Below are 19048 nucleotides of genomic sequence, written 5' to 3'. Positions count from 1 at the left end.
CGTGCAGCGCAGGCGCCTTTGGCCTCCTCCGCACCTATTCTGAGGAAACATGGAGGGGGATGCGGGCGCTGCGGACGGGGGCATCAACTCTCCGATGGACCATTCGAGTTGGCGGGTGCGGCTGCGGCGGTGGGCGGCCTCGGGGAGCGGTGACGTCCTGGGCGCCGGGGTGCTGTTCGGCACCGACCGTGTCCTCACCTGCGCCCATGTGATCCGCGACCCGGCCACCGGCCTGCGCCCCGACCGCGTACAGGTCGAGTTCCCGCTGCTCCAGGGCCTGCAGCGCACCCCGCACCGCACCGCGACCGTAGAGGCCGGACACTGGGTGCCCGCCTTCGGCAAGGCGCAGGGCGACCTCGCGGTGCTCGTCCTTGACGGCCCCGCGCCGCTGCCCTCCCCCATCACGCTGCACCGCACGCTCGACTACCGGGGAGCCACGGTCCTCATAGACGGCTTCCCCGCGCACCGGTCGGGCGGCCAGTGGCTCACCGGCGCCTGCCGGGGGCCCGGCGGCGAGGGTGACGAGCGGGTGCAGATCGACCTCACGGGGGCGGGGGCGGGGGCGGGCGCGGAGGCGGGGGCCGCGGGGCGGCTGCGGGGCGGGTTCAGCGGGGCGGGCGTACGGGAGGAGGGCACGGACCGGCTCCTCGGCATCCTGGCGCAGGCCGACGAGCGGGGCGAGCGCGGCTACATGATCCCGGCGGCCACCGTCGCCAAGTACTTCCGGCACTTCGCCGAGCGGCACGTGACCGGGCCGCACGCCATCCCCGGCCACCGCGTCGTCTCGGCGGACGCGGCCCGCACGGCCCGCCCGCACGGCTTGCAGCGCACCGTCACCCGCTGGCTGAACGGCGAGGCCGACGCGTGGGACGCCGAGGTCCTCTTCATCGCCGAGGACGACGACCGGGCACGCCAGGCCCTGTACGTCGTCCTGAACATGGCCGACCGCGAACAGTCGCCCCAGCTGGCCGTACGACCGGTCGAGTTCCCGGCGGGCGGCGACTCGCTGCTGTCCCGTGCCGGGATCGCGCCGCAGGTCGGCAGCATCGCCCTCGCCCTCGACCTGGAGGGCGCCGCGCTCGACGACCCCGGGCGGCCCGAGCTGCGCGAGGCCCTCGCGGTCCTGCGGCACGAACTGCGCCACGGGCGCGCGGCGCGCGGGCACACCACCCCACGGCGGCGCCCCGCCGTCGCCGTCCTCTACGCCGACCGGTCCCCCACCGACCCGGCCACCTCCGCCCGCCTCCTCGGTGAACTCGCCGACTCCGGCGCCCGGTTGCTGCTCGTGGTGCGCTCAAGCACCCACGGCTTCACCTACGCCCTCGCGGAGCGGCTGCTGCCCGCCGAGCGCGCCGCGCAGTGGCTGCAGCGGATCGGCACCCGCGTCGACGTCCTCGCCGACACCGAACGGAACGCCCGGCGCCTCTTCCACCGCGTGGAGCCGCACGTCGTCGACCCGCCGGTCGCCACCGCGTACGCGGCACGGGCCGCGCTGTGGACCGTACAGCTCAGCAACGAACTGCCGCCCTCGGCCGGGCGCGGCGGACCGCGTCTCCTGGAGAAGCTCTCGTACGCCGAACAGGCCGTGGAAACCTATCTGTTGCGGGCCGAGCGCGCCGAGAGCGGGCTGCGCGATGTGCTCGACGAGCACCTTCGGCTGCGCGGCCTTCTCCGCGACCACCTGGCCCGGCTCGCCCGGCGCGGCCTCGCCGAACACCCCGACGCGGTCGGCCCGTACCGCGAGGCGCAGCGGCTCCTGATGGCGGGGCCCTGCCCGCTGGCCGACGCCGAGCGGGCGGTCGCGGCGTTCACGCGGGTGGTGCGGCGCCTGGCGGACGGGGACGCGGGTAGGGATACGGATACGGATGCAGGTGCGGATGCGGGTGCCGATACCGGCGGTGACGCGTGATGGCCGTCAAGACCTGTCCTCAGCCCGGGTGTTCGGGCACCGTGACGCCCACCGGGTACTGCCTGGCCAGCGGCGAGCGCATCGATCCGTACACCGGGCTGCACTCCGCCGCGGACCGCCCGGAGAGCGACATCGACACCGGCCCCGGCTCTCAAGAGCGAGAGCCGGAATCCTCCCAGAACTGGATCGTCGAGCCGGGCTTCACCACCGGGCCCCCGCCGCGCCCCGCCCGCGTCGACCTGCCGTCCGAGCACCCCGACCCCACCGTCCTGCCCGAGATCACCCTCCTGGACCGCGCGGACAGCGGCGGGCCCGGTCCGCACGCCCCGGACGCCCCGGACGCCCCGGACGCCCCGAGCGGCCTTCCGCTGCCGCCCGGCACGCTGCTCGCGGGGCAGTACCGCCTGGTGCGGCCGCTCGGCTACGGCGGGATGGGCGAGGTCTGCCTCGCGCACGACACGAAGGTCGACGACCGGGCGGTCGCCGTGAAGATGCTGCACGCGGAGCTCGCCGCGGACTCGTACAGCCTCCTCAAAGGCGAGCGCAAAGAGCTCGTCGAGCTGAACCACGACGGCTTCATCCGGGTGTTCAACTACGGGCACCACTCCGGCGTCGGGGACTTCCTCGTCCTCCAGTACGTCGACGGGCTCAACCTCGAAGAGGTCAGGGACCGCGCGCACGCCCGCCCCGAGGAGTTCGGCCGCGAACGCTTCCTGGAGTTCGTGCTCGCGTACGGCGTGCGGATCCTGGCCGCGCTCGCGCATCTGCACGCCCCCGAGCGCGGCAAGGTGTACGGCGACCTGAAGCCGCCGAACGTCATGCACGACGGCTCCACCACCAAGCTCGTCGACGTCGGCAGCGTGCGCCGCGCGGGCGCGCCCGGACTCACCACCGCCCCCTTCCGCGCGCCCAGCGTCGGCGAGCGCGGCGAATCCGCCCCGCAGGACGACCTGTTCAGCCTCGGCGAGACGCTCCGCACCCTGTGCGGCATCGGCGCGACCCGGCACGATCTGGCGGACCTGGCGGCGCTCGCCCCGCTGGACGACGCCGCCGCCGACCACCGCGGGCTCGGCCTCGTCTCCCTCGCCAGGGTTCTGCGCCGCGCCACCCGCACCGGGCGCGCGGGCCGCTTCGCCACGGCCAGGGAGATGGACGAGCAGCTCCGCGGCGTCTTCCGCGAACTGCGTTCGCTGCGGACCGGGGCGGAGACCTTCGAACCCTCGCCGCTCTTTCTACAGTCCGCGCACGCCCTGGACGGCGGCCTCGGCGCGGCCCCCGAGGTGTCACGCTGGGCGGCGGCACCGCTCTCGCCGCCGGGCCACCCCGCGCCCGACCCGCCCGAGGTGGCCCGGCGCCTTCCGGTGCCGCGCCCCGACCCGGACGACGACCACCACGGCGAGCTCAGCAGGCTCAGCGACGACGACCCTGAGGCGCTGCTCCAGCACACCGGCGACTGGCGGGACTCCCCCGAGGTGCACCTGCTGCGGTGCAGGCTGCGGCTGCGGACGGCGCCGCGCACGGACCGCGGGCCGCTCACCGACGCCGAGACCGCGCTCGCCCTGGCCGAGGACGCCATAGGTCCCGCCCACGCCCCGTACGACTGGCGGCTCGACTGGCACCGGGGGCTGCTCGCGCTGGCCCGCTCGCGGGTGGCGGAGGCCCGCGGCCACTTCGACCGGGTCTACGGCGCGATCCCCGGTGAGTACGCGCCCAAGCTGGCCCTCGGTTACTGCGCGGAGCGGCTCGGCCGGCGGCACGAGGCCCTGACGTTCTACGAGGCGGTACGGCTGCGCAACCCCTCGCTGGGCAGCGCCGCGTTCGGCGCCGTCCGGGCGCGGCTCGCGCTGGGCGGCCCCGACGCCCTCACCGCCGCCATCGCCGCCCTCGACGCGGTGCCCCAGCACTCCCGGCACCGCACCGCCGCCCGTACCGCGGCGGTGCGCATCCGCGTCGACCACGCGCGGGACGCGGCCGGTCTGGGCGCGGCGGTGCGCGCGCTTGCCCAGCTCTTCTCCGCGCACGGCCTGACCGACGAACAGTCCCGCGTACGGATGAAGGCGGAGGTGTGGGGCGCGGCGCACCGCCTGCTCGACGCGGGCGAGAGCAGTGGCGAGGGGGGAGGCGAAAGCCGTGGCGGGGGCATGAGCGCCGCCGAGCTGCGGGCCGTCGCCGCGCACGCCGACCCGGTACTCGAATTCCCGGCGCACGAGCGGGGGTTGCGCACCGACCTGGCCGGGTTCTACCGGGGCCTGGCCCACCAGGCGGCCCGCGACGCCCCGGCCGCGGCCGACGACACCGGCACCCCCCTCGCCGAGCTCCTCCTCGACCGCGCCTACGCGGTACGCCCCTTCGGACTCCGGCACTCCCGACTCGGCAAGGACACCCCATGGCTGGGCAAGAAGATCAGGAACCGGCCGCCTCGGTCGCCCTCGAAGTGAGCCAGGTCGTCGAGCTGCCCCGGCCCCGCTCGCCGGGCGCGGCGGAAGCGGCCCGGATGTACGCCGTCCTCACGGTGACCGTGCGCAGACCCGGCGCCGCGCCCGCGCCGCCCGAGGCCACCGTGCGCCCCCGGCTCGCCGAGGTCCTGCTCATCGACCACTCCTCGTCGATGGTGATGCCGCCGAGCCGGCTCGCCGCCGCCCGCGCCGCCGCCGTGAGCGCGCTGGCCCGCATCCCGGACGGCTCGCTGTTCGCCCTGGTCGCCGGGGGCGACAGGACCGCCATGATCTATCCGAGGCGGCCCGGTCTCGCCGTCGCGCACGCCGAGTCCCGGGCCGCGGCGGAGGCCGCCCTGCACGACTGCACGCCGGGCGGCGGCACCGCGATGGGCACCTGGCTGGAGCGGGCAAGGCACCTCTTCCACGACCTGCCCGCCGCCGGTGCGGGCGGCTACGTACGCCACGCGCTGCTGCTCACCGACGGCAAGAACGAGCCCGGTTACGAGACGCGCGCCGAGCTGCGGGAGCGCGTCGAGCGGTGCGCGGGCGCCTTCGCCTGCGACGTCGTAGGGATCGGGGACGCCTGGGAGACCGAGGAACTCCTGCTGATCGGCGGCGCGTTGGGCGGCCGCACCCGCGCCGTCGCCGACCTGACCCGGCTGCCGGAGGAGCTGGCCGCGCTCACCGGGCGGGCCGCCGACCGCGACGTCACCGGCCTGCGGCTGCGCCTCTACCACCGGGCCGGGGTGCGCCCGTACTCCTTCGAGCAGGTCCATCCGACGCGGTCCGCGCTCAGCCCCGACCACGTCGACCTGTCCGGCGTGTCCACGGGCGCGGGCGGCCCCGTCGAGGAGTACGGGCTCGGCCCGTGCGGTGCGGAGACCCGCGCCTACCTGCTCTGCGTCGGCGCGCCCTACGACCCGGCGCAGCTCGGCAAGGAACTCCTGCTCACCGAGGTCGAGCTCGACACGGACGGCCCGCCGACGGTTGAACTCCCGCCCGCGCAGCCCGTGTTGATGCGCTGGACCGACGACGCCGACCTCTACAGCCGCCTCGACCCCCAGGTCACCCACTACCGGCACGAGGAAGAGCTGCACCGCACCTTCGAGGAGGCCTGCGCCGAGCTGAAGCACGGCAGGCGCCCGGCGGCCGAGACGCTGCTCGGCACGGCCTGGCGGCTCGCCGTCGAAGCGGGCGACACCGCCATGCAGGAGCATCTGCGGCGCCTCGTGCGCGTCCGCGACTCAGGCCGGGGCGCGGTCGAACTCCGCGACCGCATCGACAGGTTCGATGTGGAGGCGGCCCGCATCCAGTCGAGCACGACCGTCCTGCCCGGCGCCTCCCCGCCCCCACCCCCGGGCGGCACTCCGTGACGGGCCGCCGCCACACCGCACGGCAGAACGCCCGACAGACCGTCCGACAGACCGCCCGGCTGATCGCCTCCGGCGTGCTGCGCGGCCTGCTCCGGCACGCCTGGCCCGTGCCGCTCACCGAACAGCCGCGCAACCGCGCCTACTTGCGCGAGCGGCTCGTCGCCCTGCCGCTGCTCACCGTCGTCGCGGCCGCCACGTTCGGCTGGGCATACGCCGGGATCCGCGACGACTCGGCGGCCCTGCGCGACAGCTTCACGCCCGCGCTCGTCGGCCTCGCCGAGGCCGAGACGTCCCTGCGCATCGCCGATCGCGAGGCCGAGGACAGCCTGGCCGCCGGGGAGGCGGTCCAGCTCAGCGGCCTGAGCAAGCGGTACAGCACCCGCACCACACGGGCCGTGCAGCGCCTCAACCAGGTGGCCCGCAGCGGCGCCCTGACCACCGTCGAACGCCAGGAGCTCGACGTGGTCTCCGGGCTCGTCGTCGACTACGGCACGTGGATCGCCTTCGCGCAGAACAACGTCGCCGACCCCGCGCTGCGCGCCGCCGGGCTCTCCTACGCCCGCAGCATGCTCTGCTCGGCCCCCGCGACCGCCGGGCGGGCCGACCCGGACGGCTACCCGTCCTGCCGACCGGGCACAGGGTCCGACGCGACCGCCGTCGTCGACCGCATCGCCACCCTGGAGGACCACCTGCGCGCCAGGCTCGCGGACCGCGCCGCGCTCGGCGGCCCGGTGATCGCCGCGGCCGTGCTCGCCGCCCTCGCCCTCGGCCTGCTCGCGTGCGGCCTGTGGCGCACCCAGCTCTTCCTCCACCACCGCCTGCACCTGTACGTCAGCGTCCCGCTCCTGGTGGCCGCGGTGCCGCTGCTCGCCGTGCCGTTCCTGGCCACCGACGCCGTCCTCGCCCACCGCGCACAGCAGCGGGTGGTGTCCATCGCGGGTGACCTGGCCGACCGGACGTCACCGGCGATCGAGTCGGCCGCCGACGACCGCCCCTTCGGCCGCCCGGACCCGCTGCTCATCGCCTCCCTCGACGCCCGCGCGCACCACGACCTGGCCGCGGGCCGCCTCTCCTCCCTCGACGGGGCCGCGCCGATGGTGACGCCCGTCGGCCTCGCCTGCGCCGCACTCACGGGCGTCACGCTCTACGCCTACCGCCGCGAGTACGTCCTCATCTCCCGCCCGGGAGCCGCCACGTGAAGCGGCCGTGGCGCCCTGTTCTCCGTGGCGCCTTCCGTGCCTTCCTCGCGGCCTGTCTGCTGGCCGTCACCGGCGCCTGCGGGGGCGGCGAGCGGCCCGAGACGCTCGTCGTCCTCGGTCCCTGGACGGGCCCCGAGGGCGAGGCCTTCGAGAAGATGCTGCACCGTCTCGACGACGGCACCGGGAAGGCGTACACCTACCAGGGCACCCGCTCCCTGCGCGAGACGCTGGGCGCGCAGCTGGAGGCGGGCGACCCGCCGGACGTGGCCATCCTCAACAGCATCGGCGAACTCACCGAGTACGCCCGCGCGGGCCGCCTCACCCCGCTCGACCGCGCCGCCACCGCCCGCGCCTACCCGCCCTGGTCCCTGCCCCTCGCCGTGGACGGCCTGCGCCGCACCTACTGGGTGCCGCTGAAGGTCGACCTCAAGAGCCTGGTGTGGAGCAGGGAGGGGCGGTCGGCGGCGGCGCCCGCGTGGTGCGTGGGCCTCGCCTCGCAGGCCACCTCCGGCTGGCCCGGCACCGACTGGGTGGAGGACATCCTGCTGCACCAGGCGGGCCCCGCCGCGTACACGCAGTGGGCCACCGGGCACCTCAGCTGGCACGATCCACGCGTCCGCAGGGCGTGGACGACCTGGGCGAAGCTCCTCGGCGACCGCTCCAAGGCGTCGGTCGACCAGTCGCTGACCACGCGTTACGAGGGCACGCCCGACCCGGCGAAGGGCGGCGGCCCGCGCGGCCTCCTCGACTCCCTGACGCCCCGCTGCACGCACGAGCACCAGAGCGCCTTCATCCGCTACCTGTACGCGGACGACCGGGTCCGCGTCGACCCTGCGGCGGGCTTCCTGGACGGCAGGACCGCCTACGACGGTGCCTACGAAGTGGCGGGCGACATGGCCGCGGTGTTCACCCGCGAGCCCGCCGCGCGGGCCCTCGTCGACCGGCTCTCGGGCGAGCGGGCCCGCAGGCTCTGGCGGGCCGGGGCGAGGACGGAGCTGCGGCCGCTGTTCCCCGACGCGACCGACCCCCAGCCCACCGACCCCACGGGCCGCCGCATCGCCGGGATACTCACGACCGACGCGCGGACGCTGTGCTTCGACGCCTCGGACGTGATGCCGCCGGGCCTGCGCGACGCCTTCCACCGGGCCGTCCTGCACTACTTCAGGGACCCGTCCGACGGGCGGCTCGACGCGCTCCTCGACCAGCTCGACACCGTGCGCGCGGAGGCCGCGGCGGACGCGGGCCCCGGGCACCTGCCCACGTCCGGGATCTGCGCGCCGCCGGGCGGCTGACAGGCCCCGTCGACAGGCCCTGTCAGTGCCGCATCTCCTCCGGGCAGGCCGTGCCGCGGGGCAGCTGGTAGGGCGAGCCGAGCCGGTAGGCGCCCGCCTTCGGCGCGAGCAGTTCGACCCACTCGTCGCCGTTGTGGTCCTCCTCGGCCTCAAGGAGGCAGCCGTTCACGTTGGAGTACTCGCGGGGCTGCCGGTCGTCGTGCTCGCGCCGCTGCTTGGACGCGTCGGTCTCCTTGGGCCGCTCGACGCCCTTGCCCTTGGCGTCGACGATGCTCAGCCACGGCGAGTACGGGATCCGGATCAGGACGCGGCCGGGCTCCTTCACGCGCAGGGTCATCTCGCCCTGCTCGGCGCGCTCCACGACGGCGTGCGGCCCGGCGAGCGCGATCGGGTCGGTGACCTCGTACAGCTTCCAGTTGGAGTCGACCCACACCTGCTTCAGATACGGCAGGCCGTCCGAGATGAGCTGCGTCTCGCGCTTGCCGCCGTCGCCGTCGGGCTCGCCCTTGGGGACGGCCACGTAGTGCACGGCCCAGCGCTGCAGCCACTCGTGGTAGTTCGCCGAGTTGAGGGTGTCGTCGTAGAAGAGCGGGTTGCGCTCCATGTCGGCCTGCCGGTTCCAGCCCCGGGCGAGCTGTACGTACGCGGGGAGCGCGGACGCCTCGCGGTGGCTGCGGGCCGGCACCACCTCGACGCGGCCCTTGGCGGCGCCCCGCTCCTTCAGCTCGTGCACCAGCGGCGCGACCTCACGCGTCCAGGAGGCGTCCGACGACGTGTGCACGATGTCGTCGACGGCCTTGTAGCCGACCCAGCCGACGAAGCCGGTGAACGCCACGACGATCACGTACCACTTGCGGGACTTCGGCACGGTGAAGGGGAGCGCGGCGAGCAGCGCGACGCCCGCGAAGGACATCGCGAGGCGCGAGATGTTGGAGCCGATCTGCGAGTTGATCAGCCAGACGCCGAGCACGAACGCCCCGTACACGGCCGTCGTGATCCGTACGGTCTTCCACTCCCGCGGCACGGCGTAGTAGACGAGGACGGCGAAGAGCAGCGGCAGCGACGCCGAGCCGAACGACATCGGCTGCGTGCCGGAGAACGGGAAGAGCCACGCGGAGAGACCCACGACGATGGCGGGCGCGATGCCGAGCGCGTAGGCGCCCGGGTAGCGCTTGCTGAGGAACAGCGCGACGGCGACGAGGCCGACGAAGAGCCCGGCCACCGGGCTGCCCATCGTCGCGAGCGCCGCGAACGGCGCCGCGACCAGCGCCTTCGCCCACCGCTTGTAGCGCCAGCGGTAGGGCCAGCAGAAGACGGCGGCGACCGCCATGAGCGCGAACATCTGACCGAGGCCGTACGTCACGCGCCCCGACACCGCGTTGCACAGCAGCGCGAAGACGCCCGCGACGGTGGGCCAGAGCAGCCGATGCACCGCACGGCTGCGCATCAGGATCAGCGTGAGCAGCGAGGCGGAGACGGTCCCCGCGATCATCATCGTGGTCCGCACGCCGAGCACGGACATCAGATACGGCGAGATGACGCTGTACGACACCGGGTGCATGCCGCCGTACCAGCCGAGGTTGTACGCGGAGGCGGGGTGCCGTCCGACGAACTCGGCCCAGGCGTCCTGCGCCGCGAGGTCGCCGCCGCTGTTGGCGAAGACGAGGAACCAGACGACGTGCAGGACGGCGGCGACCGCCGTCGTGATCGTCACCGGGTGGCGGAGGAAGCGCCGCGAGCGCGAGGGGACGGGTCCGTCCTCGGATCCGCGGCGCTGGCCCGGCAGCTGTATTCGCGTACCGCTACGGCGGCCTTCGCCCGTGTCAGGCGCGGCGGCGTCGTGATCGGCGCGCGTCGGCTCCGCTGTGGCCACTGGAGGTTCTCCCCGTGTCGTCCGTGTTTCCGGAGTACCCCGGGTCCGTGCCGACGAGAGCTCGTCCCGGAACACTCGTTTTCCGCCCCGGCGTACTACCCCCCGAGTTTGTGACGCTAGCACGCGGGCACGGGAGGAGACCCGGGGTGGGGCCTCCTCCCGTGGGGGTCCGACGGGACTTCCGACACAGGCCTCGGGTCAGCCGACGCGGGTCAGCTTGGCGCCGAGGCCCGGTTCGGCCAGGTCCTTCTGGAGCGCGATGGGCACCTCGACGGCGTCGCCCTTGCCCTTGCCGTCACCGACGTGCAGCACACCGACCTCGGTGCCCGCCTTCGCCGAGTGCGGGACGGCCTTGCCCTTGTCCTCGTCGAGCATCAGCTTGACGGTCAGACCGGACCAGCCCACCGCGGAGACGTCCTTGGTGGCGACGACCGGGGTCGTACCGCCCAGACCGTCGTCGACCTGGCCGACGACGTCGCCCTTCTTCACGATCGTCTTCGCGGTCAGCGCGCCCTGGCCTGCCTCGATGAGCTTGCGGGTGACGCCGGTGACCTCGTCGATGTTGGCGACGCCGTTCTTGCCGTACTGGCCGAGGGCGGCACCGATGATCGTCTGCGTCTTGCCGCCGACCTTCTTCTCCGCGGCGAAGAGGATGTTGCCGCCGGCCGCGGTGGTCGTGCCGGTCTTGATGCCGATCGCGACGGTCGGGACGAGGCCGAAGAAGTTGTTCTGCTTGTCGCCGTTGAGGTCCTTGTAGCTGGGCAGGCGGGAGATCTCGTTGAAGACCGGGTTCTCCATCGCGGCACGGCCGAGCTTCACGAGGTCCTCGGCGGTGGAGACGGTCGTCTTGTCGAGGCCGCTGGGGTCCGTGTAGCGGGTGTTCTTCATGCCCAGCTCCTTGGCGGTCTTGTTCATCTTCTCGACGAACGCGTCCTCGGAGCCGCTCTTGGTGTCCCACCGGGCGAGCAGCTTGGCGATGTTGTTCGCGGACGGCAGCATGACCGCCTGCAGCGCCTCGTACTCGGTGATCTTCTGGCCCTCGGTGACCTTCACGACGGACTCGTTCTCCGCCTTGCCGGTCTCGTAGTGCTTCTGCGCGGCGGCGTCGACCGGGATCTTCGGGCCGCTGTCGCCGCCCCTCTTCAGCGGGTGGTCGCGCAGGATCAGGTAGACCGTCATGACCTTGGCGATGCTGGCGATCGGCACGGGCTTCTGGGCGCCCGACGTACCGAACGAGCCGATGCCGTTGACGTCCATCGCGGCCTGGCCCTGGCCCGGCCACGGCAGGGACGGCTTGCCGCCCTCGAAGGAGACGGTCTCCTGCGCGGTGAGCTTCAGCGTGGGCGTCGGCAGCGGCCGTACGGCCTGTACGACTGCAAAGACGACGATCATGAGCAGGACCAGCGGCGTCCAGATCTTGACCCGGCGCACCGCGGTGCGGGTCCGCGTCTCGGGCGGCGCCGGGGTGTTCGTCAGCTCGGCGAGCAGGTCGATCGGCGGCTTGGGCGGCAGGGGCTGCTGGGTGGTCCGCTCTATCGGCGGGGGCGCCTGGGGGGTGGGCGGGGCGGGCTTGGACGCGGCGCCGGAGGCCGGTGCGGCGGCCGATGCGGCGGTGGCGCCCTTCGGGGCGGCCTTCGGGCCAGTCTTCGGGGCGGCCTTCGCGTCCGGCTTGGGCTCGTCGCCGGGGGTGGCCTTGGGGGCCGGTTTGGCGGACGGCTCGTCGAGGGGCTTCAGCGCGACGAACTTGCTGGTCCGCTCGGCGTCCGTCTCGGACGTGGGCTTGGGCTTAGGCTCGGGCTTGGGCTTTGCAGTGCCCTTTGCGTTCTTGTGGTCGCCCAGCTTGAGCATGGTGGTGGGCTGGTCGACGCTCTTGCCGGGCTTCTTCTCGGGCTTCTCCTCGGGCGCCTTGGCGGCATCCTCCGGAGACGGCATCTTGAAGACGGCAGTGGCCTGGTCGATACCGGTTTCGGTGCTGGTGGACTTGTTGTCGTCCTTGGCGGGGGCGTCGTCCTTGGCAGGGGCGTCGTCGCTGTCGGCGGCCGGAGCGTCTTCGCTCTTCGCGGAAGCGTCGTCGTCCTCGGCGGCCGGGGCGTCCTCGTCCCTCGCCTCGCCCCCGGCTTCGTCCTCGCCCTCGCCCTTGCCCTCGGCGTCGGCCTCGGCCTCGGCTTCCGCAGAAGCGTCACTGCCGGTCGAGGGCTCTTTCCCGGCCGATTCCCCGCCTTCGGGTGTCACCTCAGGTGTCTCCTCAGGCGCCTCCTCGGGCGTTTCCTCGTCCGAGGTCGCGACCCACGCCGCCACCGCGTCCCGCAGCCGCGCGTCGCCGCCCGCCTCGCCCTTGGGGCCAGGCTCGGGCTCCGGCTCGGGCTCAGGCTCCGCCTCGGGCTCGGGCTCGGAACCAGCCGCCTTCCCTGCGACGTCCTTCGTCGAGAAGACCGCGGTCGCGTTGTCCTCCCGAACCTCCGGCGTCTCGCGGGTCATCGCGAGACGCGGGTCTCGTTCCTCCGGCGCCGACTCAGAAGAATCCGCCGCAGTCGGGTTCCCCGACGACTTCCGCTGCTTCGACCTGTCGGGGGTCTCGCCCGCCACCGATGCCTCCTCGTACGCCATGCCGTATGCCGATGCTGAATGCTGACCGTGTACTGACCGTGCGCCAAACCGGGCCGGACCCCACTGTCCGAACCGTGTACCAGTGTCCTGTGTGAGGGCTTAACCCCCGTGGTAGACGAGAACGACATACCTACTGGTTCCCGTACATCCCGCCCACGCGCTCTCGACAGACCAATGTGAGAGGGGTCACCCTGTCATTCATCCACGCGGGGAGGCATGGATGGGCAGGAGCCGCAGAACAATTCCGGAGGAGCTTCTGCTGCTCGCTTTGGACCCGACAACGGGCACCACAGCGCAGCCGCAGTCGCTCGACCTCGGTCTGGCCGGAGCACAGCTAGTGGAGCTGGCGCTGGCCGGACGGATAGCCCCAGACGGGGATCGTATCGCCGTGGTGATGCCACGGCCGACCGGAGATCCGACTCTGGACTCCGCACTGGAACTGCTGCGCAGGCGCGGCAGCCCGGTTCGGGCGGTCCACTGGATCGGCGGGCCCCGACTGGGGCTCCGCCAGACGTACCTCTCGCACCTGGAGCGGTGCGGCATGGTTCATGCCGTGGCGGGCCAGATGTGCGGGGTACTGCCGACGACTCGCTACCAAGCGACGGAGACGGCCATCAGCCGGGAAATCAGGTCCCGGCTCGATTCGGCGATCCGCACCGGCGTACCGCCGGACCCGCGGACCGCCGCGCTCGCCGCACTGGCCCACGCGGTCGGTCTCGGCAAGCATCTGTACCCCGGGAACGAGGGGCGTTCATCGCGCTCCCGGCTCCGGGACCTGATCAGGCACGACCCGATGGGCGGCCTCGTGGCGCACGCCGTGATGGACGTCCAGAACGGCGTGGCGGCACAGCCGCGTCGCAGCGCCGCACCGGCGGGCCCCACGGGGCCGGGCGGTGGGCGGCAGCCGGCCAGGGCGACAGCGGACCCCGGCGGGGTTCCTCTGCAACCGCGCCGCGGAACCATGGCACGCGCCGTCGCTCACTGAGCACAGCACGGCCCGCACCACCATCACGTAACCGCTCAGCACCACCGCACCAGCGCCGCGCCGCAGTCCCCAGACCCGGTTCGGGAGCCGCTGGGCCGCGCGGGGAAGCGATACCGGAGGACGGACTACGCCCCCTCGGTACCGCCGCCCCGCGCGGCCGCATATCCGCTGTTTCCCAGCGGTGTCAGCCCAGTTGGTGGCACTCTGCTGAGCAGTAGATACGCAAAGTAGAGGCATGCAAGCCGGAGGTGCGCGTCCCGTGGCGTCCAATGTCAATCCCACTGTCAGGCGACGCCGGTTGGGCCAGGAGCTCCGTCGGCTCCGCGAGCTCAAGGGCATGACGGCCGAGGAGGTCGCCGAGCGCCTGCTGGTCTCGCAGTCGAAGATCAGCCGCCTCGAGAACGGCCGCCGCTCGATCAGCCAGCGCGACGTCCGCGACCTCTGCGGCGTCTACGAGGTCGAGGACCACCGCGTCGTCGACTCGCTCATGCAGATGGCCAAGGACTCCCGCCAGCAGGGCTGGTGGCACTCCTTCGGCGACATCCCGTACAGCGTGTACATCGGCCTGGAGACGGACGCGGCGTCCCTGCGCGTGTACGACCCGCAGGTCGTCCCCGGCCTGCTGCAGACCCGCGCGTACGCCGAGGCGCTCATCACCGGCGCGCTCCCGGAGACCACGCCGACCGACATCGAGAAGCGCGTCCAGGTGCGCATGCGCCGCCAGGACCGCGTGGCGGCGACGGACAGCCCGCTGCGCCTGTGGACCGTGCTCGACGAATCGGCGCTGCGCCGTGTCGTCGGCTCCCGGCACCTCATGCGCGACCAGCTCGAGCACCTCGTCGAGCAGTCCCAGCTGCCGCACGTGACGGTCCAGGTGATCCCCTTCGAGATGGGCGCGCACCCGGGGCTCAACGGTCAGTACGCGATCCTGGAGTTCCCCGACGCGGCCGACTCCAGCGTGGTCTACATCGAAGGTGTCACGAGCGACCTGTATCTGGAAAAAGCGAATGATGTCCAGCAATACAGCGTCATGTACGAGCACTTGCGGGCTCAGGCGCTCAACGTGGAGCAGTCCAGACAGCTCATCGCGGACATCGCGAAGGACTACGCACGCTGAACGACGGACGTACCGACGGACGTACCGACGGACGTGCCGACGGACGTGCCCGCGTGAAAGCGGCGCACGGTACACCCTCGCCGCATCGTCGCGGAAGACCCACCTGGAATATGCCATCCGGTTGAGTGAACGATCCCTTCACGCCACGATGTTGGCGAGTAGCGTCGTTCACGCCATCGAGCAAGAACGTTGGCGCTACCGCAGCAATGCGGCGACAGCAACTCAACAACTGGAAAAAACCGGAGCGAACATGGCAATTCAGCAAGGTGCTTCGCACACGTGGGTCAAGTCCTCCTACTCCACGGGGAACGGCGCGTGCGTCGAAGTCAAGTCGCCCGTGCGGCGCGGGATTTCGGTGCGCGACTCCAAGGTCGCCGAGGGCCCGGTCCTCGCCTTCCCCGCCGAGTCGTGGAACGCGTTCGTCAGCGAGGTGAGCAGGGGGGCTGCCGACCTAGCGTGAGACCGCAGCGCCCACAGCGCATACCGGCAGCGGACACAACCGCAACAACCGCAACAACACCGCATAAGCACCGCATGAGCACCACCGTAGGAGCCCTCTCGACTGGCCCGCCGTCCCGGCCGAGGGGGCTCGGCCCCCGTGCGGACCGTCGCCCCTGCCCGGACCGTCAGCGCAGCGCGTCGACGTACTGGTCCGTGCCCGGCACCGTGGGAACGAACGGCGCCACCAGCTCCACCCGCCCGAGTCCCGACTCCGCCACGGCCTCCTCCCGCCCGGCGAACCATGCCTCCCAGCAGTCCCGCGGGTCCTCCTGGAGGAACCAGAGCAGGGTCAGGCGGGTGTCCACGCCCTCGACCTGCTTCACATACGTCATCCGGTCCCCCGGCAGCGGCGTCGGACGGAACAGCGTGACCATCGCGGCGGGCGAGCCGGTGAGGGTGCGCGGCAGATGCCGGGCGCGCAGCCACTCCAGGAGCTCGGCCCGCCGCTGCGGCCCCTCGGCGTCGATGACCTCCAGGACCAGGCCCTTGTACGGGTGGTCGAGCGCGTGGAAGTCGCGCGGGCCCGCCGCGCCGTCCCGGTAGACGGTCGCCTCGTGGTCCTGGAAGGCGGTGAAGACGTGGGTCCGGTCCTGGTAGACGCGGGCGTCCCGGTTGAGCCGCTTGTTGATGCCGACGGTCCACTTCATGTGGTCGTCGTAGCGCCCTTCCGTCACCCAGTACGTGGAGAGGTAGCACCCCGCGGTGACCGGCTCGGCGACCGCGGACTTGGCTGGGTAGCGCAGGAGCTGGAGTTCGCGCGTGGCCACCCAGCGGCGCCCCGCGAACATCCAGGGCATGGCCATCGCACCGGCGTAGTAGTGGTCGTCCTCGTACCAGCGGTTGTACGCGTACTCGTGCCCGGGGTGCGGTTCGACCATGGTGATCAGGGCGTGCCCCGGGTGTACTCCGTAGGGCCCGACGGCGGCCAGCTCGGCGTAGACGTCGCTGCGGGTGTCCTCGCTCATGCTTCTCCCCTGCCTCCCTCTTCCTTCCTCCGGTGGACGCCCATACTCTGACGCCCCGTCAGCCAAACTGCCAGAGCCGGGAGGCGCCCCATGGAGTCGTCGCTCCTCGAGTCAAAGACCGTCGTCGTCTCGGGCGTCGGCGCCGGGCTCGGCCACCAGGTCGCGGCGGCCGTCGTGCGCGACGGCGGGCACGCCGTCCTCGGGGCGCGCACGGAGGCGAACCTCGCCAAGACGGCCGCCGAGATCGACCCCGAAGGCACCCGCACCGCCTACCTGCCCACCGACATCACCGACGAGCGGCAGTGCCGGGCCCTCGCCGAGCTCGCCCGCGAGCGCTTCGGCGGCATCGACGCGGTCGTCCATGTCGCCGCCTGGGACAGCCACTTCGGCGGCGTGGAGGACGCGGACTTCACGACCTGGCAGCAGGTGATCGACGTCAATCTCCTGGGCACCCTGCGCATGACGCGCGCCTGTCTGCCCGCGCTCAGGGAGCGCCGGGGCGGTTCGGTGGTCTTCATCGGCACACAGTCGGCGGTCGCGTCGCCCTCGCAGGTGCGGCAGGCCGCGTACGCGGCGTCGAAGGGCGCGCTGACCTCGGCGATGTACTCGCTCGCGCACGAGCTGGGCCCGGACCGGATCCGGGTCAACACCGTGCTGCCGGGCTGGATGTGGGGGCCGCCGGTCGCGGCGTACGTGCAGTTCACGGCGGACTCGGAAGGCGTGCCCGAGGAGGAGGTGCGGGGCCGCCTCACCGAGCGCATGGCTCTGCCGGATCTGGCGACGGACGGGGACGTGGCGGACGCGGTGGTGTTCCTCGCGTCCGACCGGGCCCGCGCCATCACCGGGCAGTCGCTCTTGGTCAACGCCGGTGAGCTCATGAGGTAGTTGGTTGGCCGTGCGGCCGCCGTGGCTGGTCGCGCAGTTCCCCGCGCCCCTTGAAGGGGCGCTTTTTTGTTCCCCGAACCAGAATCCCGCTGGTCATGTATGTGAACACAAGTCAGTTAAGCGAACGAATTTACTTGCTCTTGACCTTGCGGGCGGTTGTCGGCGGGCTGTGGCCGAACCCACGATGAGCGGGCGCTTCCGGGCCGTTCCCGGCCCCTCCGGCCCCTCCGGCCGGTTCTGGCGAAGTGCGAGCCAGCTATGCGCAGTTCACCAGGCGGACCCCTGGAGGGCCATATGAACAGTCTCGACTGGGCCGTGCTCATCGGCTACTTCGGCGTGATGGTCGCGATCGGCCTGTGGTCCCACAAGCGGGTCGACAACGTCAGCGACTTCTTCACCGCCGGCGGCAAGATGCCCTGGTGGCTCTCCGGCATCTCGCACCACATGTCCGGCTACAGCGCCGTGATGTTCACCGGCTACGCGGGCATCGCGTACACCTACGGCGTGACGTCCTTCGTCACCTGGTCCTTCCCCATCGCGCTCGGCATCGCCATCGGCGCCCGGCTCTTCGCCCCCCGCATCAACCGGCTCCGCTCCCGGCTGCACGTGGCCTCACCTCTGGAGTACCTGAAGAGCCGCTACAACCTGGGCACCCAGCAGGCCCTCGCCTGGTCCGGCATGCTCCTCAAGATCGTGGACGTCGGCGCCAAGTGGGCGGCGATCTCCACCCTGTTGTCCGTCTTCACCGGCGTCTCCCTCAACCAGGGCATCCTGATCACCGGCGTGATCACGGCGATCTACTGCACGATCGGCGGGCTGTGGGCCGACGCGCTGACCGAGCTCGGCCAGTTCATCATCCAACTCCTCGCCGGTGTCGCCATGTTCGTGGCGGTCGTCTCCAAGCTCGGCCCGCACGGCGGCTTCTTCGGCGTCTGGGACGAGCCGGAACTCGCGGGCCACGGCAAACCGCTCGTCGGCCCCTACGGCACGGTCTTCCTGCTCGCCTTCCTCTTCATCAAGCTCTTCGAGTACAACGGCGGCATGCTCAACCAGGCCCAGCGCTACATGGCGACCGCCAACGCCAAGGAGGCCGCGCGCTCCGCGAAGCTCTCCGCGATCCTGTGGCTGGTCTGGCCGGTCGTGCTGTTCTTCCCCATGTGGATGTCGCCGCTCCTCGTCGACGCGAAGAAGCCCGACGGCTCGGACGCGTACGCCCTGATGACCGAACAGCTCCTTCCGCACGGCCTGTTGGGCCTGGTCATCGTCGGCTTCTTCTCGCACACCATGGCCATGTGCTCCTCCGACGCCAACGCGATAGCGGCGGTGTTCACGCGGGACGTGGCACCGGCGTTCTCCGCGAAGGCGCGGGCCTGGACGGAGCGGAAGGGCCTGATCGCGGCCCGCTTGACCACGGTGATCTTCCTGGGGCTCTCCATGGCGGTCGCCACGCAGGTGAACTCCCCCACGTTCAAGGACATCATCACGGTCGTCATCAAGTGGGTCGCCGGTCTGATGGGGCCGATCGCGATCCCGATGATGCTGGGCCTGCTGCGTACGTTCAGGAAGTCCGGGCCGACCGCGGCGCTGACCAGCTGGGGGCTCGGGCTCTTCGCCTTCTACCTGGTCAACTACCCGATCGACGACGCGATCGAGGGCGGTGTCGCGCTCCAGTACCAGGTGTCGATCCCGCTGGCCGTCTCGCTCGTCCTCTACATCGTCATCGGCTGGGTGAAGCCGGAGGACACGCCGGAGCGGGACGCGCTCATCGAGCGCATCAATACGGACGACGACGGGTCAGCCGGGGCGGCTCCTATGCGAGTGGGGGTGCCCCGTCAGGGGCGCGGGGAACTGCGCGAGCAACCGTAGAAGAGCCGCAGTCGCGTCTGCCGGGATCCCCGCAGACG

General features: G+C 72.3%; 13 protein-coding genes. 10 read left to right on the top strand and 3 right to left on the bottom strand.

Annotated elements, in window-relative coordinates; all coding sequences use genetic code 11:
- The first annotated feature begins 94 nt into the window (after positions 1-94).
- The 5 genes from ABZ953_RS21020 to ABZ953_RS21000 are packed head-to-tail and all read left to right on the top strand — an operon-like array spanning position 95 to position 8211.
- Positions 95-1909, top strand: a complete 1815-nt coding sequence (locus ABZ953_RS21020) for a trypsin-like peptidase domain-containing protein (protein WP_361725968.1) — start codon at positions 95-97, stop codon at positions 1907-1909.
- Positions 1910-1950: 41 nt separating this feature from the next.
- The gene (locus ABZ953_RS21015; RefSeq protein ID WP_361725965.1) at positions 1951-4347 is read left to right on the top strand and encodes a tetratricopeptide repeat protein; all 2397 of its coding nucleotides are present in this window, start codon (positions 1951-1953) and stop codon (positions 4345-4347) included.
- Positions 4296-5720, top strand: a complete 1425-nt coding sequence (locus tag ABZ953_RS21010) for a vWA domain-containing protein (protein WP_361725962.1) — start codon at positions 4296-4298, stop codon at positions 5718-5720. Before ABZ953_RS21015 ends, ABZ953_RS21010 begins: the two co-directional genes overlap by 52 nt.
- On the top strand, positions 5717-6919 hold the full coding sequence (locus tag ABZ953_RS21005; protein ID WP_361725959.1) for a hypothetical protein: 1203 nt from the start codon (positions 5717-5719) through the stop codon (positions 6917-6919). The genes ABZ953_RS21010 and ABZ953_RS21005 overlap by 4 nt, the downstream gene beginning before the upstream one ends.
- On the top strand, positions 6916-8211 hold the full coding sequence (locus tag ABZ953_RS21000) for an alpha-glucoside ABC transporter substrate-binding protein (protein WP_361725956.1): 1296 nt from the start codon (positions 6916-6918) through the stop codon (positions 8209-8211). Before ABZ953_RS21005 ends, ABZ953_RS21000 begins: the two co-directional genes overlap by 4 nt.
- 22 nt (positions 8212-8233) lie before the next feature.
- Here the strand turns inward: ABZ953_RS21000 and ABZ953_RS20995 are convergent, their stop codons facing one another.
- Together ABZ953_RS20995 and ABZ953_RS20990 are read right to left on the bottom strand one after the other, a co-directional pair.
- On the bottom strand, positions 8234-10084 hold the full coding sequence (locus tag ABZ953_RS20995) for an MFS transporter (RefSeq protein WP_361725953.1): 1851 nt from the start codon (positions 10082-10084) through the stop codon (positions 8234-8236).
- A gap of 198 nt (positions 10085-10282) precedes the next feature.
- Positions 10283-12691, bottom strand: coding sequence for a D-alanyl-D-alanine carboxypeptidase (locus ABZ953_RS20990; RefSeq protein WP_361725950.1), 2409 nt, complete (start codon positions 12689-12691; stop codon positions 10283-10285).
- Positions 12692-12911: 220 nt separating this feature from the next.
- Here ABZ953_RS20990 and ABZ953_RS20985 point away from each other — a divergent pair, with 220 nt between their 5' ends.
- The 3 genes from ABZ953_RS20985 (at position 12912) to ABZ953_RS20975 (ending at position 15253) form a co-directional block, all read left to right on the top strand.
- Positions 12912-13676 (top strand): GPP34 family phosphoprotein, encoded by a 765-nt coding sequence (locus ABZ953_RS20985; RefSeq protein WP_361725947.1) that lies wholly within the window; start codon positions 12912-12914, stop codon positions 13674-13676.
- Positions 13677-13935: 259 nt separating this feature from the next.
- Complete coding sequence (locus ABZ953_RS20980) at positions 13936-14793, top strand: helix-turn-helix transcriptional regulator (protein WP_361725944.1); 858 nt, start codon at positions 13936-13938, stop codon at positions 14791-14793.
- Positions 14794-15043: 250 nt separating this feature from the next.
- Entirely contained in the window at positions 15044-15253 is a 210-nt protein-coding gene (locus ABZ953_RS20975) for a DUF397 domain-containing protein (RefSeq protein ID WP_361725941.1), read from the top strand.
- A 166-nt stretch (positions 15254-15419) separates the two neighbouring features.
- Here the strand turns inward: ABZ953_RS20975 and ABZ953_RS20970 are convergent, their stop codons facing one another.
- Positions 15420-16259 carry a hypothetical protein gene (locus ABZ953_RS20970; protein WP_361725938.1) on the bottom strand — a complete coding sequence of 280 codons (840 nt, stop codon included), beginning with the start codon at positions 16257-16259 and terminating at the stop codon, positions 15420-15422.
- 90 nt (positions 16260-16349) lie between these two features.
- On the opposite strand from ABZ953_RS20970, the gene ABZ953_RS20965 reads away from it, so the two are divergent.
- Both ABZ953_RS20965 and ABZ953_RS20960 read left to right on the top strand, forming a co-directional pair.
- The gene (locus tag ABZ953_RS20965; protein ID WP_361725935.1) at positions 16350-17144 is read left to right on the top strand and encodes an SDR family oxidoreductase; all 795 of its coding nucleotides are present in this window, start codon (positions 16350-16352) and stop codon (positions 17142-17144) included.
- A 294-nt stretch (positions 17145-17438) separates the two neighbouring features.
- The gene (locus tag ABZ953_RS20960) at positions 17439-19010 is read left to right on the top strand and encodes a sodium:solute symporter family protein (protein WP_361725932.1); all 1572 of its coding nucleotides are present in this window, start codon (positions 17439-17441) and stop codon (positions 19008-19010) included.
- The last annotated feature ends 38 nt before the right edge of the window (positions 19011-19048 follow it).

This window comes from Streptomyces sp. NPDC046465, from assembly GCF_040646035.1.
Lineage (GTDB): Bacteria > Actinomycetota > Actinomycetes > Streptomycetales > Streptomycetaceae > Streptomyces.
This window is presented reverse-complemented; position numbering and strand designations above follow the sequence as displayed.